The sequence below is a fragment of the Pseudoalteromonas sp. SMS1 genome, assembly GCF_021530565.1.
Classification (GTDB): Bacteria; Pseudomonadota; Gammaproteobacteria; order Enterobacterales; family Alteromonadaceae; genus Pseudoalteromonas.
The window spans coordinates 365,092-383,794 of sequence record NZ_JAKGBI010000004.1 but is presented as its reverse complement, the minus strand read 5'-3'; the positions used below and the strand labels follow the sequence as shown (position 1 = coordinate 383,794).

At 43.7% G+C, this 18,703-nt stretch carries 8 protein-coding genes; all 8 read left to right on the top strand.

Annotated elements, in window-relative coordinates; all coding sequences use genetic code 11:
- Nucleotides 1-85 precede the first annotated feature (85 nt).
- The 8 genes from L1286_RS07260 to L1286_RS07225 are packed head-to-tail and all read left to right on the top strand — an operon-like array spanning nucleotide 86 to nucleotide 18,690.
- Entirely contained in the window at nucleotides 86-1,135 is a 1,050-nt protein-coding gene (locus L1286_RS07260) for a hypothetical protein (RefSeq protein WP_235406240.1), read from the top strand.
- 33 nt (nucleotides 1,136-1,168) lie between these two features.
- Nucleotides 1,169-1,912 (top strand): hypothetical protein, encoded by a 744-nt coding sequence (locus L1286_RS07255; RefSeq protein WP_063374908.1) that lies wholly within the window; start codon nucleotides 1,169-1,171, stop codon nucleotides 1,910-1,912.
- Nucleotides 1,902-4,424 (top strand): hypothetical protein, encoded by a 2,523-nt coding sequence (locus L1286_RS07250; protein ID WP_235406239.1) that lies wholly within the window; start codon nucleotides 1,902-1,904, stop codon nucleotides 4,422-4,424. Before L1286_RS07255 ends, L1286_RS07250 begins: the two co-directional genes overlap by 11 nt.
- 4 nt (nucleotides 4,425-4,428) lie before the next feature.
- Entirely contained in the window at nucleotides 4,429-5,043 is a 615-nt protein-coding gene (locus L1286_RS07245) for a hypothetical protein (RefSeq protein WP_235406238.1), read from the top strand.
- A complete protein-coding gene (locus L1286_RS07240; RefSeq protein WP_235406237.1) occupies nucleotides 5,036-5,458 on the top strand; it encodes a hypothetical protein in 423 nt (140 codons plus the stop codon). Before L1286_RS07245 ends, L1286_RS07240 begins: the two co-directional genes overlap by 8 nt.
- Nucleotides 5,459-5,461: 3 nt before the next feature.
- Entirely contained in the window at nucleotides 5,462-6,106 is a 645-nt protein-coding gene (locus tag L1286_RS07235; protein WP_235406236.1) for a hypothetical protein, read from the top strand.
- 16 nt (nucleotides 6,107-6,122) lie between these two features.
- Complete coding sequence (locus tag L1286_RS07230; RefSeq protein WP_235406235.1) at nucleotides 6,123-10,523, top strand: matrixin family metalloprotease; 4,401 nt, start codon at nucleotides 6,123-6,125, stop codon at nucleotides 10,521-10,523.
- 7 nt (nucleotides 10,524-10,530) lie between these two features.
- Nucleotides 10,531-18,690: a thrombospondin type 3 repeat-containing protein gene (locus L1286_RS07225; protein WP_235406234.1), complete on the top strand. Its 8,160-nt coding sequence runs from the start codon at nucleotides 10,531-10,533 to the stop codon at nucleotides 18,688-18,690.
- Nucleotides 18,691-18,703: the final 13 nt, after the last annotated feature.

Here is an 18,703-nt window from a genome sequence, read left to right as displayed (position 1 = left end):
TGACAGGGATCTTGTTTTTCATATAATTCGTTCGCCGTTCAGGGACGAGATAAAAGGTGTATTAATGGTTCTAAAGCAAAAAATTGTGAATTTTAAGATTAAAATAGTTCTGCTATTTGCTTTATTTTTGTTTAATTATTCTGCTAATGCATTATCTCTTGCTGATGTAAGCCGCATTACTCAGCAAGTTAATGCGCTCTCTTCACAACCAGATAAAGGCCTCGATCAGATACCGCAGCTCGTTACCCAGTTAAACGCGCTAGAAGCCGAATATCAAAATGAACGTTTAAAAGACAATGCTAATTTGGGCGAGCTTGAAAAAGTTAATACTGCGCTCTTAAGCACAAAGCTTAGACTTTCTAACCATGTATACGAACAAAGGTTATATTCGGCTTTGCAAAACAGCATGATTGAGTTGGCATCAGAGACAAGCACTGCTGCAATCGCGCATAAAAGCTTTGCACTTAATATATTCATTGCAGGTCCATCATCCCAGAGTAAACAGTACTTTACTCGCTATCTGAATGACGAGATGGCTGGCGGGTTCAAGCTGCGCGAAGCGATATTGTATTTCACCTTTCATCCAAATAATGATGTAGAGAAGCATATCAAATTGCTCGCCAGTGAAAAGGTACACCCAATTTTTAGAGGGCCAGCAAGTTGGGTGTTTGGTAAATTGAGTTCGAAAGATGACTCAGTGGCAATCGCGCAGTTAACACGTGCACTCAACCAATCTATTCTTGATAACTATGGCTTTGAAACCAAGATTTTAGGTGTTTTAGGTTTAGCTGAAGTGGCAAGCCTTGACTACTTTAAAGCGAATTTCACGAGCGTGGGTTTGGACAAAAACCTGCAAAATCTGGGTGTTCGATACATTACTTTTAAAAGGGCCAATGCCGTTAAAAAACAAGCGCTAATAGTCAATACCTATGCCTCAGAAATGAATCAGTATGAACGCGCAGAGGCAATTGCTTTTATTTTAGAAAATAATCTAAAAGATGTTTTGAAGCAGCTAAAGTTGCTGGTTGACTCAGATAAAGGCCTAATTGTAGAGCAAGAGCTGTCGAAGGTAGCGAATATACTAGGCTATTCCATTTCGGGTAGTGCTGATAACCCTATAATTTCTATTAAATAAATGGGCTTAAGAGTTATTTAAAAGGTGTCACTTATGTTTATGGCTTTGCGTATTTTCACATTGATATTGGTGTCATCACTGTTAGCCAGTTGTGACTTTTTAGATGACTCCTTTGGCTATCGAGGGCCTATTGAAATCACCATAAAAACCAGTGATGGCAGTAAACCGAATTTTCCTTTTGTCGTCACATCAGGCTACTCAGAAAGCTGCGGACATGGAGGGTGTGGTATTGAATTTGGATATAACCACGTCAAAACCGGATTCGCCGGAGATGCGATTAGATTTCCTAGAGAGCATCTTGATTTACTTCGCCCGAACGCGTACGCAAGCATTACTTTTGTCGTTATGCACCCCAACTATAAAAAAGTCGTATTGAGTCAAGGCTATGCGCCGAGCAAAGCGGATGACCCAATAAAAGTGGACATTGTCGTGACGCCTTTCGAGACATTTATGGCGCAATGGAGCGACATAGCGGTAAAAGCGAAGCTCGACATGGCACAAGCAGTGCCAGACAGCGATGACTATGACAAATTAGAAATTCAATATCGTAACCGTCGATTTGAACTAGGGCGTTCAATTGTATCCCATATCCAAAGTGTAAAGCGAGACTATCTGGTTCAATTTGAGGGCGTTCTAAAACAAAAAATAATAGAGAAATATCGCCCTATTTTTAAGCAGTGGTACTTCAGTGTTCCCGAAACAGATTGTTGGAGTTCTGTTAAGTGTCAAAGACAAATACAAAAACCTAATCGAATAATGGAATATAATGGACTATAGCGTACCTACCACTATAAAAACGATCATCTTAGTCTCGGCAATTGTCTCTAGCGATTGGTGTTCAGCGCATGACACCAATACGAGTCACCCACGAATTACAGAGGTGATTATCAAATCAATTGAAAGTCAGGACTTCGAGGTAAATGCATACCATCAGCTTTACCAACATCACCCGAAATATCGCACGGCGCAATATGGGAAAGCGCGCTATACAGTTCCTCTAGATTCATCTTACCCTTATTTATGGGGTTATGACCCGTCATTCGATGACAAGGATCAAAAGGCGATTGATGAAAACGATGATGCTCCAAACTACAAAGCGTTTAGAAAGCTAAGTCTCAATGTGATTGATGGGGTTGTGATGGAGGATACGCCAGACAGCAGAGTAATGTCTCACTTTCAACATGCTTATACGGGCTCTCCATTGTCAATCGATGACTGGTTGGACTCTATTACATATTATGTCGATTGGATTTATGGGACCGTTGAGCCCAGTGAGATTACAGCGGGGCGGTTTTTTAATAAAGCCATTACAACAATGGGCTATATAAACAGCATAACTGATTTAAGAGAAGCGCAACCAGACAAAAGTTGGACTTTGGAACAGCATGGCCGAGAGCTGAGTGGCGCCAAAGCGATGTGGTTATTTGGTCATGCTTTACACCACGCAGAAGATATGATGTCTATTGCTCATGTGCACAATGATGCACATTTAACTCGGTTAAAAGACCAGCTAGGGGAGCCAGATGATTACGAGGCACATTTTATTCCAAGTAAAATATATGAGTTTATAAATAGGCAAGATATAGACAAGTGGTTTGTTGAAGTAGCAAAGCACAAATTAATTACTTCAGCGGACCAAATTTGGTCGCGTAAGACAAGTCCTCAAGGTTATTCGCAGCTCAACACGCTGACTGACCCTAACAATATGTCCAGAGGTATTTACAACACGGCATTATTTCAAGCGGACTTATCTTATGACGTTGAGATGAGAGATACGAGGCTGTTTACCCACCCCATATCCGTACTGATAGAGAATAATATAAAAGCTTGGAATATTGATGTAGAAGCAACGAAAGCGGCTTATCGTGCGGCTAATAAGCTATGCGGAAAGGGTGAGCTAAGCAAAATGTTCTACTTCGGAGCGCTTTCTGATTTTGATAGCGATTTGGGCCCAAAGATAGATGCATGTGGCTTAAAGCTCAATGTTTGGTCCAGATCTTCGCTGCCGCAATATGAGATTATGCATGCTGCTGCAGATAGCTTTGGAGATAGGGGAGACTTCAATGTTCATGAGTTTAAACTTGCCGGAAAGTTAAATAGTTTGTTCGCCGAATGGTGGGAAGCCAGCGCATTTGGTGGACCGCAAGGGTATTACTATATAGAACAAACAATGAAAGGCGTGACCTATGAAGGGGAGGTTGCTGGGCGTCAGATATCGCCCGGAGAGGTTTTACTGAGACCGGTTTATATAAGACAAGATATTACCAAGCCATTTTCAGCCTCAAACCCATTGATAAAAACATGCGATCTTTGGTCAAAGCAGGAGTTAAGGTGTTTTCGAGGTGATAGCCTTTTGGAACGTTATGCAGAAAAGCTCATCCCGTATTCCATGGAGTTTTTAGTCGGTTATAGCCAGTTTTTTTATGACATTGCTAACTTGCCACCTTATTTGCAGCAGGTTGAGGTTATTCAACAAGAGCGTAAAAGCTATGGTATGAGGTGGTTAGGTGAGGTCAAATCAGATGGGCGTATAGAAATGACGGATGAGCGAGGCCAAGGTCGCCATAGCACAGAGTATTTCAGCTATATCTCTGGGCGCTACAAGGCGCAGACAATTCCGCACTTGAGCTTCATGACTCAAGAACAGGATTTAACTGTGCAGCTCAAGTTTAACGAAGTGATTAGACATCCGAAGTTGAAAGACAGTGCATTTTCACTTGGCCTGTCATTCAATGGCAATGAGGCTGTTTTTGACAACAACGATTTATCGTTTTCGATATTACCTTCAGATACTTACAAAGGATGCCAGATACTTGGTGAAGAAGGCAGTGAGACGAGCAATTGCTGGCGAGTGCGTGTGCCCGCGAATGCGCTTAAAAGCCTGTTCAGTGATGACTTAAATGGCCGCGTTACACTGCTGGTGAAAGCCGCAGATGTAAATAATCATAGAGATTCGAAAGGCTTTCCAAGTAATGATTTAAATCACGGTGCACTACTGGACGCGACCCCGCAATCTCCAGCAAGACGTTATGTGACTCGGTCAGGCCCTGAATTCACAATTTTTGATGATGGCAAAAATAAGTTTACCTCTCGAGAAAATCGCTACTTTTGGCACTCTGACACAACGAGTCCGGGTGACATGTTTGGTTTGAGCAGTGAGGAAAAAGGCGCATTTGCATATCACCCAGGTTATGACAAAAATCATGTTTTGCTGTTCGACAGCAGTGCACCTGAAATCAGATTAAATGTTTCTCAGGGCTCAGCAACACCAGAGAAAAAGGAGTTATAAGCCGATGTATTTACGCATTTGGTTAGTATTACTGATATTTATCAGCAGTTACAAGGCTGGGGCCATTGATCTTACTCAGCAGATACGCGCTGCTGACAATGTGGTGCAAGGTCGAGTTATGTCGAAAAGCAGTGAATGGGTCGACGGTAAGATTGTGACACGCCATCGCATTTTGGTGAGAGATGATTTAGTTGCAAGTACCTATGGGATAGCTGGGAAAAGCGAATTATATATCGTCCAAGCGGGTGGTAGCGCCATGCACCCGACGTTAAATGTCATGATATCTCAGTCTATTTCACATCAAGTTAAATTAAATGTGGCAGATGAAGCGATATTCTTCACCCGTAATACGGTATCTGGTGCACAGCAATTAGTAAGTGGCGCAGATTCGGTGCTACGCCTAAGTGGCATTGGCACAGATAAAGTGACTTTGCCAGCTTTAAAGCAACTGAAAGTTGTACCACCTCACAAAATAGATGTGCAAGCACAACAGCCATCTGTTGCTAAGTCCAGCAAAGCTGTGCTTCAGCAAGAAGTGTTAACATTACCCAATGCTAAAAAGCGTATCTGGCAATTGATTAAACAGACTAGAGTAAAGGGAGAAAAGGACAATGTATAAGCTTATTGTTGTTTTATTACTCACATTTATCGGTATAAACGCTGCCAATGCTGTTCAGCAGTCGAGCGCAGTGCATGCTTTGGATGTCTTGATGCAAACTCAAACGACCGAAGCTCAGCAAACACACCTTTTGCCAATGAAGTCTGTGCCAACAGTGAAAACTAACGTGCCTGTACAAAACAAAGTAAACCGCGCTGAACCCGCTTCAAAAGAGATTCATCTGAACAATAAAAAGATAAAAAAAGTAAATCTAACAAATAAATTTATCGTTAAGCGTATTAACCCACAGTCAATTGCATATGGTGCAACCGGTTTACCGAGTTTAAAGCACCAGCCGCAGGTTGTTATTAAAGACAAATCAGCCGTGGGCGCGCGCAAAGACGCGCACGTTGAGTCTGATAAGGAAGGCAACTAAGACATGGAAAAAGTGAGCGTATTGTTTGCGACAATTCTGTCGTTTATCGTGGGGACGGCGCAGGCTGCGTATTTACAATTTAATACCACGGCGCAAACGAGTGAGATCTATTTAAAAACGGCTTTGTCTTTTGAAGGTAGTAAATTGCCTAGTAGGCATCTGCACTTAGGGGTAAAGCAAGCAAATATTGACTCACATATCACTGAGCTTGCCAACCATGGCATTGAGATTCATTTGCCCAGCCTCGAACAAATGCAATTGAGCGCATCTTTGCCTTATTTGAAAGTGAATAACACAACTTCTGTAGATGGACTGCACTTTTTAGCGGTCCCAGATATTGCAGAGTTTCCACTTGCGGTGAAGGCGCAGTCAAAACACAGCGTATTTCACCTGTCTAATTTTGCATTGCTTGTACCTGTGCAAGCGCTTGATGGCGCACTTGCCATAACCAGTGTTTGGGACCCCAATTACTCAGCGGCAAATATGACTTTGCAATTAGCTCACTTAAATAGCGTGGCGGACAATAACTACGTACTGAACACGTTATGCGAAATTACCTTACCTCAAAAAGTAGGGGTTTCTTTGTTTAAACACACATCACAAGGGCATCTTAAGCAGCTTGCTGTGAGCCACAACTGTATTAACTAATAAAAAGACCAACTTCATGAAAATTGCAAATTGGATTTGCCGACTTTGTACGTTGGCAGCATTTCCTGTGCTTGCTGGTAGCCCTCAGTGGATAATCAACGAGTCAAATCAAATGGTTCCGCTGCGTTGGCACCAAGATCTTTTACCTTATCAATGGCACCTGAACGAAGCGGGGTACGCAGCGGTTGAGTTTGCGACCTTAGAGCAGAGGTTGCAGCAAGCTTTTTCGGCTTGGCAGTCACTACCTGACAGCAACGTTGAGTTTGTGTATCAAGGCACCACTTTAGAAACTGGTAGAGGGTTGGGAAGCCGCTTGAGTCCATTTATAGATGGCATCAATATCGTGTCATTTAGTAATGGCGAGATGGAGTTTGCTCAAGACGTTCTGGCTGTTTGCGCAACAAGTTGGTTTTATAATGATATTGTCATCAATGAAGACAATCACGATTTAGATGGTGATGGCAATGGTGATATTCCCCACGGTGTTTACCCTGCCGGTACGATTTTTGACGCAGATATTTTCTTTGATGGCGCGAAGGCGTTTTCAGAACAAAAAGTTCATAACGTTGCCCTGCATGAGATAGGACACTGTTTAGGCTTAGATCACAGCTCGTTTGAATACAGTGTTATGTACCCTGGTAGCGATAACGATCTCGAGCGTGGTGCAAAGCTGAAAGCGGATGATATCGCAACGCTGACAAGTTACATGGGCGATGACGATTCGAAGCAGCGCTACGGCACCATTCAGGGAAAGGTCGTAGATGGTGTATCTGGTAATACAATTAATGGTGCTCACATCTATGCAATTAACAGCGAGACCTTAGAAAAAGTAGTAGGCACTTACAGCGTTAACGGTGGCGGATATCGTTTACATGTGCCGCTTGGCAAGTATTTCTTAAAGATAGAACCACTGGATGCATCCCACGCGGGGCTCGAAGCAGAACAACTCACCAGTATGATAGGTGTACCAGACTCAACGTTTTTTGAAAGAGAGTATTTTGATGCTGCGGAGTCCTCCTATGAAGCTGGGGCTGAAGAGCCTAAGTTATTTGAAGTCACTCCAGGTTCAAAAACCGAAAACATCGATTTTTACATTAATAAAAAGGTGGCCAGTGAATTTGGTTTTGCCTTAAAAAAAGGCTTGAACTACTTTGGTTATCCGCAAAAAGTACCATTTGGCCTCACGTCTCATGATTTGTTGCGACAACTATCTGAATTTATTGGTGTGAATCGTATTGAGCGATTTAACCGTGAAACGGGAGGTTTTGAGTTTGCCTTTATGCTGGATGGTAAACCTCAGGGTATTCAATTTGATATTCAAGAGGGAGAAGGCTATCTGGTTAGCAGTGAAACGGATGGTGAGTTGCTGTTTCCTGGTGAAACCCACTGCCATGCATTTGAACTGCGAAAGGGCTTAAACCTGGTCTCGGTCACTTGTCCACCAGCCAATTTCGACTCTTATCAATTTTTAAGTACATTAGGCCCCAAGGCTAAAGTAGAAAGTATTCGCTACTATGATGCTACAACTAAAACGCACCTTGAAACACGTTACCAAGACGCGCAAATCATTGGCGATAAATTTGATATTTCTCACGGTATGGCCGTTGAAGTGAGAATGCTTATAGACAGTGGCGTTTTCGAGCTGTCAAAAAAGGAAGTCGCGGCACCAATTATCAACCATATTTCGCCAGGCGTGGCGTTGCCTAATGATTATGTGTTGATATCTGGCCAAGGGTTCATTGCTGATGTCGGTAAAAATGTTGTTCTGCTGGGCGAGCAACGTCTCGCCGTACAAAGTGCATCGCACAATACGTTACTAGCCCAATTACCGAGCGATATAGCGAAGGGAGATTACCTGCTTAGTGTAACAAGCAACGAGTTAACAAGTAATGAAGTAACGCTGGTTGTCGAAAATCAGCATATTAATGAAGCGTCGGATGGCGCAAACCAACTTCTTTCAGGTATGAAAGTCAATGGCGCAATCCAGACACTTGGCGAGCAAGATGTGTACACTTTCGTTGCGCTGGCAGGCTCGAAACTGAACTTACAGTTGACACCTGTAGACAGCGAACCAAAGTTAAGCTTGCAGCTGATGACGCCAAAAGGCGGGTTGCTACTCAAGCGCGATGCCAGCACCCCAGCAAGTACAGTGAGTGTGCAAAACTTTCCGCTGCAAGAAACGGGTATTTATACCATCGTCGTATCAGCGCAAACCATTGGTAACTATCAACTGAGTTTTGATATTGATGCCCCGCAAGGCGCTGCCCGAACCTCTATTTTACAAGGTGATTTGCAAACGGCGGTAAGAGGCACTGAGCTCCAGCAACCAATATTACTATTACTAACAGACAAACGCGGACAGCCGGTTGCTAACGCAGATGTGGTTATCTCTCAAAAAGCCCCTTCGTCACAGTTAAGTGCCATGCTTACGCGTGATGGCGTTGCTGCAAGTTCTCACCATGCATTACGTGCGAGTGATTTTTCGGGTGATGTCTATCTTGAAACGCTTAAGTCGGACAACTACGGGATGGTAGCTGTGAACGCGGTAGTTCCTGATTTGGTTGAAAACTTCCAGTTGTTGATTAGTGTTCCAGGTTTTCCAGAGATAAAGCCTGTACTGATGCATGTCAAAGTCATCAGCGCGCCTGTCGCTAAGGTCTTAATTGATAAAACAGAGCAAAACTGTGGCAGCCTCTGCCCAGTTGGTGCGGAGCTACCGGAGCCGTGGCAAGCAACTTTTCAAGATGCAGACGGTAATGGCATCGAAGGGGTGCCCGTTGAGTGGATTGTCGTTTCAGGTGGTGGGAAACTTGGCGTTGAGTCAGGGAGCACAGATAAAAAGGTAATTCGAACAGAAACTGATGCACAAGGTCAGGTAAAGGTCTATCACAAACTGGGTGAAAAGCTGCATTTAAACGACGATGCCAGTGACCTGTCACAACCTTTGGTTGCAATACCTCAAGTCGTGATGATGTCAGTTCCAGGTCAATCGGCGCCTGTTGTTTACACAGCAGACGCAAGGGCTGGGTCAGTTGCGAGTCTCACGCCAAGTCGAATGTCCGAGTTTCAGGTCACATTGCTGACAGTGAATTACAACAGAGTGGGCCTGATAGCAAAAGATGAGTTTGGTAACCCTGTGGCTGATGCTGAAATTAAAGTGATATCACCGAAGTCAGATTCGGGTATCGAAATCTTGCCCGGTCGGATTAATGGGGCTCAGTTGAGTCGTAACCGCACTGATGAACGAGGCATTTGGCTAGGCTCTGTAAGTGTGGGTAATGTGATCCCGACAATCGATGAATTTGGTCAAAGAGATACGCCAGGGCTTGCACAAACATACAAACTCGTTTTACAAGTCGGCTCACACATGATTGAGTTTGACCTAGATATTGATATGGGGCCAAGGCTGGTGGCTGAGAAGTCAATCATCAATGAATTAGTTGGCCAGCCAGTCAAAGAAGCACTGTTATTTAAACCACACGCATTCACTCGAGATCTGACTAAGTTACCAGTGACTTCTGACAAAGTGTTGTGGGCAGATGTCTATGAGCTTATTGAGGATGGTACGGTTGAGGGTTATCACTGGCAAGGCCCCCAAGCCATGTATGTATACAATGATATCAACCGCATACAAGACTTTTCTCACATTGTGCCCACGGGCCAAAAAGCAGAGGAGATATTCTTCAGTGTTTTAAATCAAGAAGAAATTGGCACTGAAATCGAGGCGGTTGATAGTCGATTAGTGTGTACGGAGAATACCAGTAACTTGAGATGCCGAGCACCGCTATACACGCGTTCATACATGCACAGAGCGGGTGCCGTGAAAGTCACCAGTGTGGGTGATTACAATCCTAGAAAACCGATTATTGTCAAGGCTTTGGTGCCAAGTTACACGCATGGTGTAGCGGTTGGTGCATCTCAGGAAAGGCCTGGCATTGGTACCTGGATAGATGTGGTCTATGAGCGCACTGTCAAAGACCTAACTGGTTATGTGTATCTTTATCCAGAAGCTGTGAGTTTATCCTTTGTGGCGGAAGATGTTTTCTCTGGAGCTAACCAAGATACAAGCATTTATCCGGGGATAAAAAAAATGAGTGGTATCGACTTGTCCAAGTTAGAAATTACGATGCCAAATGGGGATGTTGTAAACGGTACTAATTTAAAAGACACCATCAAGCTGGCACAAGCGCCTAATTTTGCACAAATCTGGCTAGAGCATCACAAAATAGCAGAGGTAAATGATGCAGTACTCGAAACGAGTCCTCAGCATTTCCAATTAATTTACGAGCCAAAAGCGTCCGAACTTCAACCGGGTAGTAATACCTTTACGCTAAGCATTTCTGATTCAGCTGGTAATGCAACGCAAGAAGTAAGCTGTTCGTTTATTTACCCCACATCGATTCAATGTCAGGAGTAGGGATACGATGAGATTCAAGTTATTAGCTGCGATAGTTTTATATTGGTTGCTGTTTTCAGTTGTATCCGCGGCTGAGTTAATTCATTCGAGTGTTAAAACATCTGATGTCAGCACGCGATCTTTTATTGTTGCTTGGTCTGCGCCGAATGATACGCAGGGTACAGTGCACGTGTATTTGGACCCAAAAGGCGAAGTGCCTTTTGACCACGCGCATAACGTTCGTCAATTCATCTATGCTGACAATGAACACATCAAACAAGTTATGCACGCGCAGGGACTATTTAGAACTCGAGTTCATGGTTTAGCGCCAGATACACACTATTATTTTCGTATTCAACAAGAAAATACGGATGGGACGAGCCAGAGTTTGCCTCAAAGTGGGCCTCTTTTTCATGTAAAAACAATGGCACGAGAAAACGTCGTATTAAATGATACGTTAGCGGCATATATAGAAAGAAAAAGTGAACAAAGCTCGCAAGGCAGCTTAGTGTATTTTCATTTTCCGGACGGAGCCTACCCTTTATCCCATATTGTGGGTGACTCATTACCAGAAAATATGGCAGCGGTAAGCTTGTCAAATGTCGCCAATAACGAACAGCACATTCAGTTGCTTCAAAGCAATGTAAAGATCAAGGGACATACAGCCAGTGGTTTGTCTAACGAATCTTATACATTAGCTGAAAATTCAAAAGTGGGGCGATTACAGGTCATTCCTTACCCGTTGTATATTGATGAAGTTAAAGACACCGACTCAGATGGCATACCAGATTGGTATGAACTGGAAAATGGTTTGAATATCCACGTCAATGACGCTGCATTAGATTTGGACAAGGATGGCCTGTCCAACTTCGAAGAGTATACGTTGGGCACAAACTCGAACTCGACAGACACAGATGGTGATGGGCTGAGCGACTATCAAGAGGTAAAAGTTGCTGGCGTGTCTGCAACAAGTGCAGATTCAGATAATGACGGCTTATCTGATTATGAAGAGCTGTCTGTGTATAAAACGGATGCATTATCGGCAGATACTGATGGAGATGGTTTCTCTGATTCGGAAGAAATTAAACAAGGCTTTGATCCAAAAGATGCCCAAGCGCACCCACCTTATTCGGATGCTGACAATGATGGGGTTGCTGACCGTGTAGACAATTGCCCCGCATTGGCTAACCCAGACCAGCGAAATTCTGATGATGATGCATTGGGTGATGCATGTGACGACGATGACGACAATGATGGCATAAAAGATTATAAAGACAATGCACCTTTCATTGCCAACCCTGAGCAAACGGACAGTGACGCAGACTTGGTGGGGGACATCGTTGACAATTGTCCGCTGCATGCCAATCCGCATCAAAATGACAACGATTTGGACGGTTTGGGCGATAAATGTGACACGGACGATGACAATGATACGGTCTTAGATTACAAACAGTTAGGTGAGCCATCTGATAGAGCGTTACGCTTGTATGATTTACGTAGCGTGAAAAGTGCCAATCTGCGTTTTGCCAAAAATGCGAAGGCTAAGTTGCACTTTGTAAAACAAGCGCTAAGCGATAACCAGCAGTTTCTACTTGGCGAGTTTGATTTAAGTCTCCATCAATACAAAGCATTTCCACTCACGCCGGAGCAAAAAGCGGTGCAAGGTCAGTTATTGGTCGTGTTGGATGCTGATAATTGCGAATGTGTGATTGTGAATCAGCCCCATAGTCAGTTGACCATAGAGACAACAGAGCAGACGTTAGCGATCCGATTGCCGAGCCATATACCGACTCAGGGCAAAGTTTTGTTTATGACTGCGTCGGATGGATCTGCATATTCAGCTTACAGTTCAACGGATCATACTAAGCTGCTTAATCTGTTACTCGCGGGTAGTGCTTTTGTGGCCGATGACAACTGTCAGTTTACGCCCAATCGTGATCAACTTGACAGTGACTCAGACGGTAAAGGTGACGCGTGTGATATAACGCCCCAAGACTTAGACGGCGATGGCATTTTAAACGTCAGTGATAACTGTCCAGAAGTGCACAATGAAGACCAACATAATATCGATGGCGATGCGTTTGGCGATGCATGTGATCATGATATAGATGGCGATGGGGTAGAAAATGAGATCGAAATAAATACGTTATTTACCGATCCCAAAAACCCCTATTCGTGGTCGAATACAATAACAGATGGCGAGGCCGATTTTGACAATGATGGTGTGAGCAACGCACAAGAGTTGGCACAAGGTAGCAACGCATTAATACCCAATATTCGTTTGATAAGAGGAAATAACTACGTCTATTTCCCTGTCGAGTTATTACAGCAAGCGAAGGTTTCGGGACTAAGTCATGTATTACGTGAGCATGGTGATGTGAGCCGAATTGCCACTATTGATATATCAGGAAATATCGAAAAAGAGTATTCCTTTGATGGAGAAAAATGGGCAGGTGAGGACTTTAATCTCACTATGCATCAGGCGTTAGTCGTGCAAAGTGCTAACCAAGCCTTGATTGAAACTACCAAAGATAATATCTGTCGTCCTGTTGACCTCAAAGCTGGGGTAAATTTCACAGCCTTACCTTGTAGCACAGCGACGGCTACCGCTTTTGAGTTTTTAACGGAGTATGGACCAGATAAAGTAAAATCAATCACCGCCATTAATACTGAAACTGGACTACATCAAACCGCATTATTTGTTGATGATGAACCTGCTGGTGAAGATTTCTTCTTAGCTGTGACGGAAGGTTATCAAGTAGAGGTTATATCGCCATTCACGACCAAATCGCATCAGGTAAGTAAGCATGGTGTCAGTATTAACAATCTTGAACAACTGCAGGTCGTTTCTACTTCTTCAGTTGAGGTGAGTGGCTACATAGATACTTTGTCAGGGCTTGTGATGATTAACGGAGAAGCCGTTGAAGTGGTGAATGGTCGCTTCAGCTTGCAAGATTTCACCTTACAAGAAGGTGAAAATAGGGTGGTTATCTCAGGGCGAGACCAAAATGGTTCACCGATTTTCTATGAATTTACAATAAAGTATGCAGAGCCACCTCGTATTTCATTGGTATCTCACCAACAAGACCAATTGGTTTTTGCTAAAGCCGTGACGATTGCAGGGCGATATGACAATGCAACGAGTATTACGGTTAATGAGGTACCTGCGAACTTACAAGGAGAGTACTTTGCTGCATATCCAATTGAACTTAAAGCAGGTGACAATACCATTAAAATAGTGGCCACTGGTAAATATGGTGTGCGTTCAGAGGAAGTGATTTCGCTTCGTAGCCAACCTCGTTCTGTGACTTTGCCCGCGGCGACGAATGTGGACCTCGATCTACTTCAGTCGGTAATGTTTGACAGAGTGAAAGAGGTTAAAATCCCGTCCCATGTGACGTATTATGGTAAAGGCCAGACATTAAAAGCCGAGTATTCTGCATGGAACAGCATCTACCCCGAGATGCAACAGGTCGGGTATTTGGTTTCGTTTAGAAACGTGATTTCAGAGCATGTACCTGGTGTGCGCATTAGTTTTAACACGACCAGCATAGACCCTAAATATGGCTCAGAACAGTTTGGTGTGCCGATTGAGGTGAACAATGCGTTCGGTACTTTAAAGTACAGTGAAGAAGCATGGCTAAATCTAACCACCATAAAGGAAGGGGGCGGTGCTGTAATGGTAGTGACTTCTCATCAAGATGGTGATGAGGTCTCTTCTTCGAATACTCGGTTCCAAGGCTATGTGATTGAAGCAGACGCATTGATATATCAGGGAGTCAGCGTGCCTCTTGATGATGGGTATTTTGATATGCCGATCACCTTGGAAGCTGGCCGTAATTACTTAGAGTTTGAATTGATCCGTCAAGGAAATCGCAGTAAAGAAACGTACAGGCTCGACTATTATCCCCAAGACAGTGTAGACATTAAAGTAACGTCACATGGCCATAATCAGCACGTATCTGGCGATGAAATTTTGTTGCAAGGACGGGTCTCTGAAGAGGGGGCTGTCGTCAAGGTGAATGGGCAACAAGCAATAATGGATGGGAAACTATTCTCGATAACCCTGCCAATCACAGCTGGCGAAAACTGGCTGACAGTGATGGCGCAGTATCAAGGAAGTAGTACACAATACAAATTAAAAGTGCATCAAAATCATATCCGCGCGCGTTACACAAATGTGGTGGATAGAGCGCGTTTATTTACAAATTGGCCAACGATTAACATCGCGACAAATGGTGAATTAAAGCGTGCCAGAATTAACAATGGTCGCTGGATTAATGCCTATGGTGAAAGCGATGTGTCTATTGCTGTTGAGTTTTACAGTGAGATAAAAGAGGGCCGCAACGTACTGACTACGGAATTGGAGTTCACCGATGGGCGAATTCAGAAATTGCAGGGCATTGTGCATTATGATAAGCGAACTTTGAAACTTAAAGTTTTACAACCGGATACTGTACGCGCATCGTTCACGATGGATAATGCGCTTTTTAGTAAAGCAAAAACATTTCGATTTGACCTTGGCTGGGTGCGCAGCAAAAGACGAGGATTGTTTCAGGCGCCTGTACCGGATGGTGCGTCTTCACGCTACGGTGCCTATGGCCACATAAGCAATGGTAAAATCGTTGAAGATCTTGGCGTCGATGAGCTCAACCGTCGCACGGTCATTTTGGAGTTTGAATACGAAATATTCCAACGTTTGGTGGATGTGGGAGATATCTCAGATATTGCCAATCCAATTAGTGCCTTTGATGAACAAGACAAGGTACTTCACTACCAAAAGTTCAACTATTTTGCGCAATATGTAGACATTTCAGAACAGCCTAAAGTTTATATTTGGAACCATGCTGAACAGGGGAAAGTATATTCTACGAGCACCTCGGTTGTAGCAAGTGTTGCCAACTTTATTCCATCAAGCGCAAAACTCAATGGTCGAGGTATTCGGGTACAGCGAAGCACATTAAATAATGGATTCAATGAGTACCTACTGTTATCTGGGCGTGTAGATGCTTCAGAAAAACAGTATAAGCTAGAGGTATTTAACGCAAACGGGGAGTCGATTAGTAAAGAGTTTAGGCTGGAATATACGCCATTTGTTTATACGTTAGCATCGGGCGAAGTTTTTAATAATAACTATTTAGACGAAATTATCACGTACTATGATCCGGGGAATGTATGGTCACAGGCGAGAATCAACAAAAATAATGACACAGTTAACATGTCGTCGTTTATTCAAACGATGTCAGGGCAAGTTAACAACGACGGCATTTTTATCGGTGATGTACGTTATGGTGTAGAAACCAACGCTGGCGGGGCAACGGTTGGTGCACAACGCATACACCACTACCTGAATGTGCCAGATAATCAATCTGTGATACAGCACGATAGACGCTATATTAGCTTTGTCGACGTGCTAGCAAATACGCAGGTTGCACCACAAATTGAAGTCGTTTCACCGCAACCCAATAGCGAAACGTATTTCCCCGTGGTTGATGTACAAGTGAAAACACCGAATGACCACTTTGCAAAAGTATACATCAATGGGCAGCTTGCTGAGCAGAGTTATAGTGCACTTGCGGTGAGCTATGATGTTGAAACGTATCAATATGTAAAAATGCCTATACAAATTGGCGAAAACCAAGTGTCAATCAAAGCGCATTCAACGCTTAATGATCAAGTGTCTGAGCGCACGTATCATTTTACGCGCAAAGAAATGCCGTTACCTGTGTTTACCGTGACCAGTCCTCGTCAAAGTGAAGTGTTCAAAATCTATCGTGCCGGTGACAAGAATATCGTGATCGAGGGAACAATTGATCAAAGTATTCCTGTGAATGAGTTAACCATAGATGGTAAACCTGTATCTCAAATGAGTAGTGGCCAGTTTTTCCATCACGCTGATTATTCGCAAGGGGAGCATCAAATCGTAATAAGTGCTCGTAATGATGCTGGTAAAACAGAAAAAGTTGTTCGGTTCTCAATTGAGTATGGAAGCCCTAACCTGACGATTGAGTTGCCAGAGTCTCTAAATCAAACCACTACCAATGAGTATGTTTTCATCATGGGATCTGTAGAAGATTACACTGCGTCAGTGACGATCAATGGCTCTGCTGTTCAGGTTGATCCAGAATATGGCAATTTTAGATTGGAATACGCGCTCAACGAAGGTATGAATGTCATTGAAATTGTTGCCGAAAATGACTTTGGGGAAAGTCAAAAAACACTCAATGTGAATCGTGTTGTAGCAACTCAGTCTCATATTTCAGTGGCTCGAGATGCATCGGTTGATAGCGAGTTTGATCTTGTCGCCACCGTAGAAGCCATTGCACAAACATCAAGATTTAGGTTTAGAGAAGCGCAAGAAGCGCCTTGGGGCGTGGAAGTTGATTTCAGATACAAAACAATGAAAGGCACGCCCAGAGATACGATTGTATTTATGTACAATGTCTGGGTGCGCGACTCTGTTCAGCCGGGTGTTTACACGGTTCCTATGATTGTCGAATTGCTCAACTCTCGCGGGGAAGTGATCTACACAGGTCGAGTAGACATCGTCGTGTATGTTGAAGTACCCCGATTAATCTTAGAATTGGATAATCTAGCGCAAAATCAACAAATTCCAACAGTACGATACACTGTCACAGGTTCAGTGAGTGATTCGGGTGCAACCCTGCTGTTCGATGGCATCGCGGTAGCGCTGGATAGCCAAGGCCGGTTTGCTCATGAATTGCAGCTCAATGAGGGATATAACCAAATTGAAGTCACAGCGGCAACGCAGCACCAAGAAATTTCGCAAAAATACCGAGTTAACGTTTTGGTGTCAGAGTTAAGACTATCAGTGAGCAGTCCTGAGCAAGGGGAGGCGCTGTCGAGTAACACCGTCACATTTAGCGGGACGGTGAATGACCCCCTTGCGAATGTCACAATCAATGGCGTAGCGGCGCAAGTCTCAGCGCAAGGGCAATTTTCAAAACAATTGAACTTCTTTGAAGGACAGCATCAAGCGACGGTTCGTGCAGATAATGGCTATCAGGTTCGGTCTCAGTTGATCAACTTTGAAGTGTTACCACAGCCCTTAACTTTAACGGTATCAAGCCCTCAAGACGGTAGCCCAAATGAAGATGGGCGTGTTGTTGTGACGGGTCATATTTCTCACCCAACTGCAAAAGTCAAAGTAAATGGCGTGGCCGTGGATGTGGATGATGCAGGACATTTTTCAAAGGTGATTAATCTATTCGCTGGAGCACATTCCGTGCGAATCAGTGCGACCTATGGAGGTCAAAGTGTGAAAGAAACGCGCTTAATACAAGTGAATTCAGCCACACCAGGCAATGTTATCGAGGTACTCAAAGGCAGTGAAAGCTCGGTGAGAAGTCTCCATATCGACATGAGTGATGTACAAATGTCAGCATTAAAATCATACACCTATGAATTATCGAATATGTACACGGGTATCGATTTTAAAATGGTCAACGTTTACTGCTCGGGCAATGGCGGCGGTTTTGATTTTAAGTTTGTGGTTGGCGAGACGGTGACGGCTGATAGCTATGCAACCGATCTGTCTATCGTGATGAAAGATAAAGCGAATCAAGTCATTTCTACACTTGTCACGCCATTGATGATCAAGGTCGTTGAAGCGCCCATTGGGCTGGTGGTGTCGACGCCGAAACCGAATGATGTCTTCAACGCTGAGCGTATCATCATCACAGGTCAAGTTGATGAACCCTTGGCATCTGTGATGGTAAATGGCAATGCTGTGAGTGTACGTGCCGATGGATCATTTATGACTGAGCTTACTTTGGCCGATGGTGTGCATACGGTAACCGTGGAAGCGACAAATGGGACGCAGCGTGAAGTAGTTGAAGTACCCGTTGAGATTGCATCAAATTCATCTATTGAAGTGGTCACTCTGATAGAGGGACAAAGCAAAACGATCGCCATTGATGTGAGCGCTGATAGCCAAGTTATGTCACAAGTACGCAACTTATCCAGTCAATTCTCTGAAATGCCAGCGGGCTTGAGTGTACAAACCAGCAATGCCAGCTTTGTGGACCAACACACATTACGTGTGAATTATGAGCTCTCAGCATCTCAGGTAATTTCAGCAGCGGATGTTCAATTCAATATTATTTTGCGTGATGCAGCGCAAAAAGAGGTGTTTGTGCATCCGGTGACTTTGAGAATTAACCCTTAGTGTTGGAGATGAA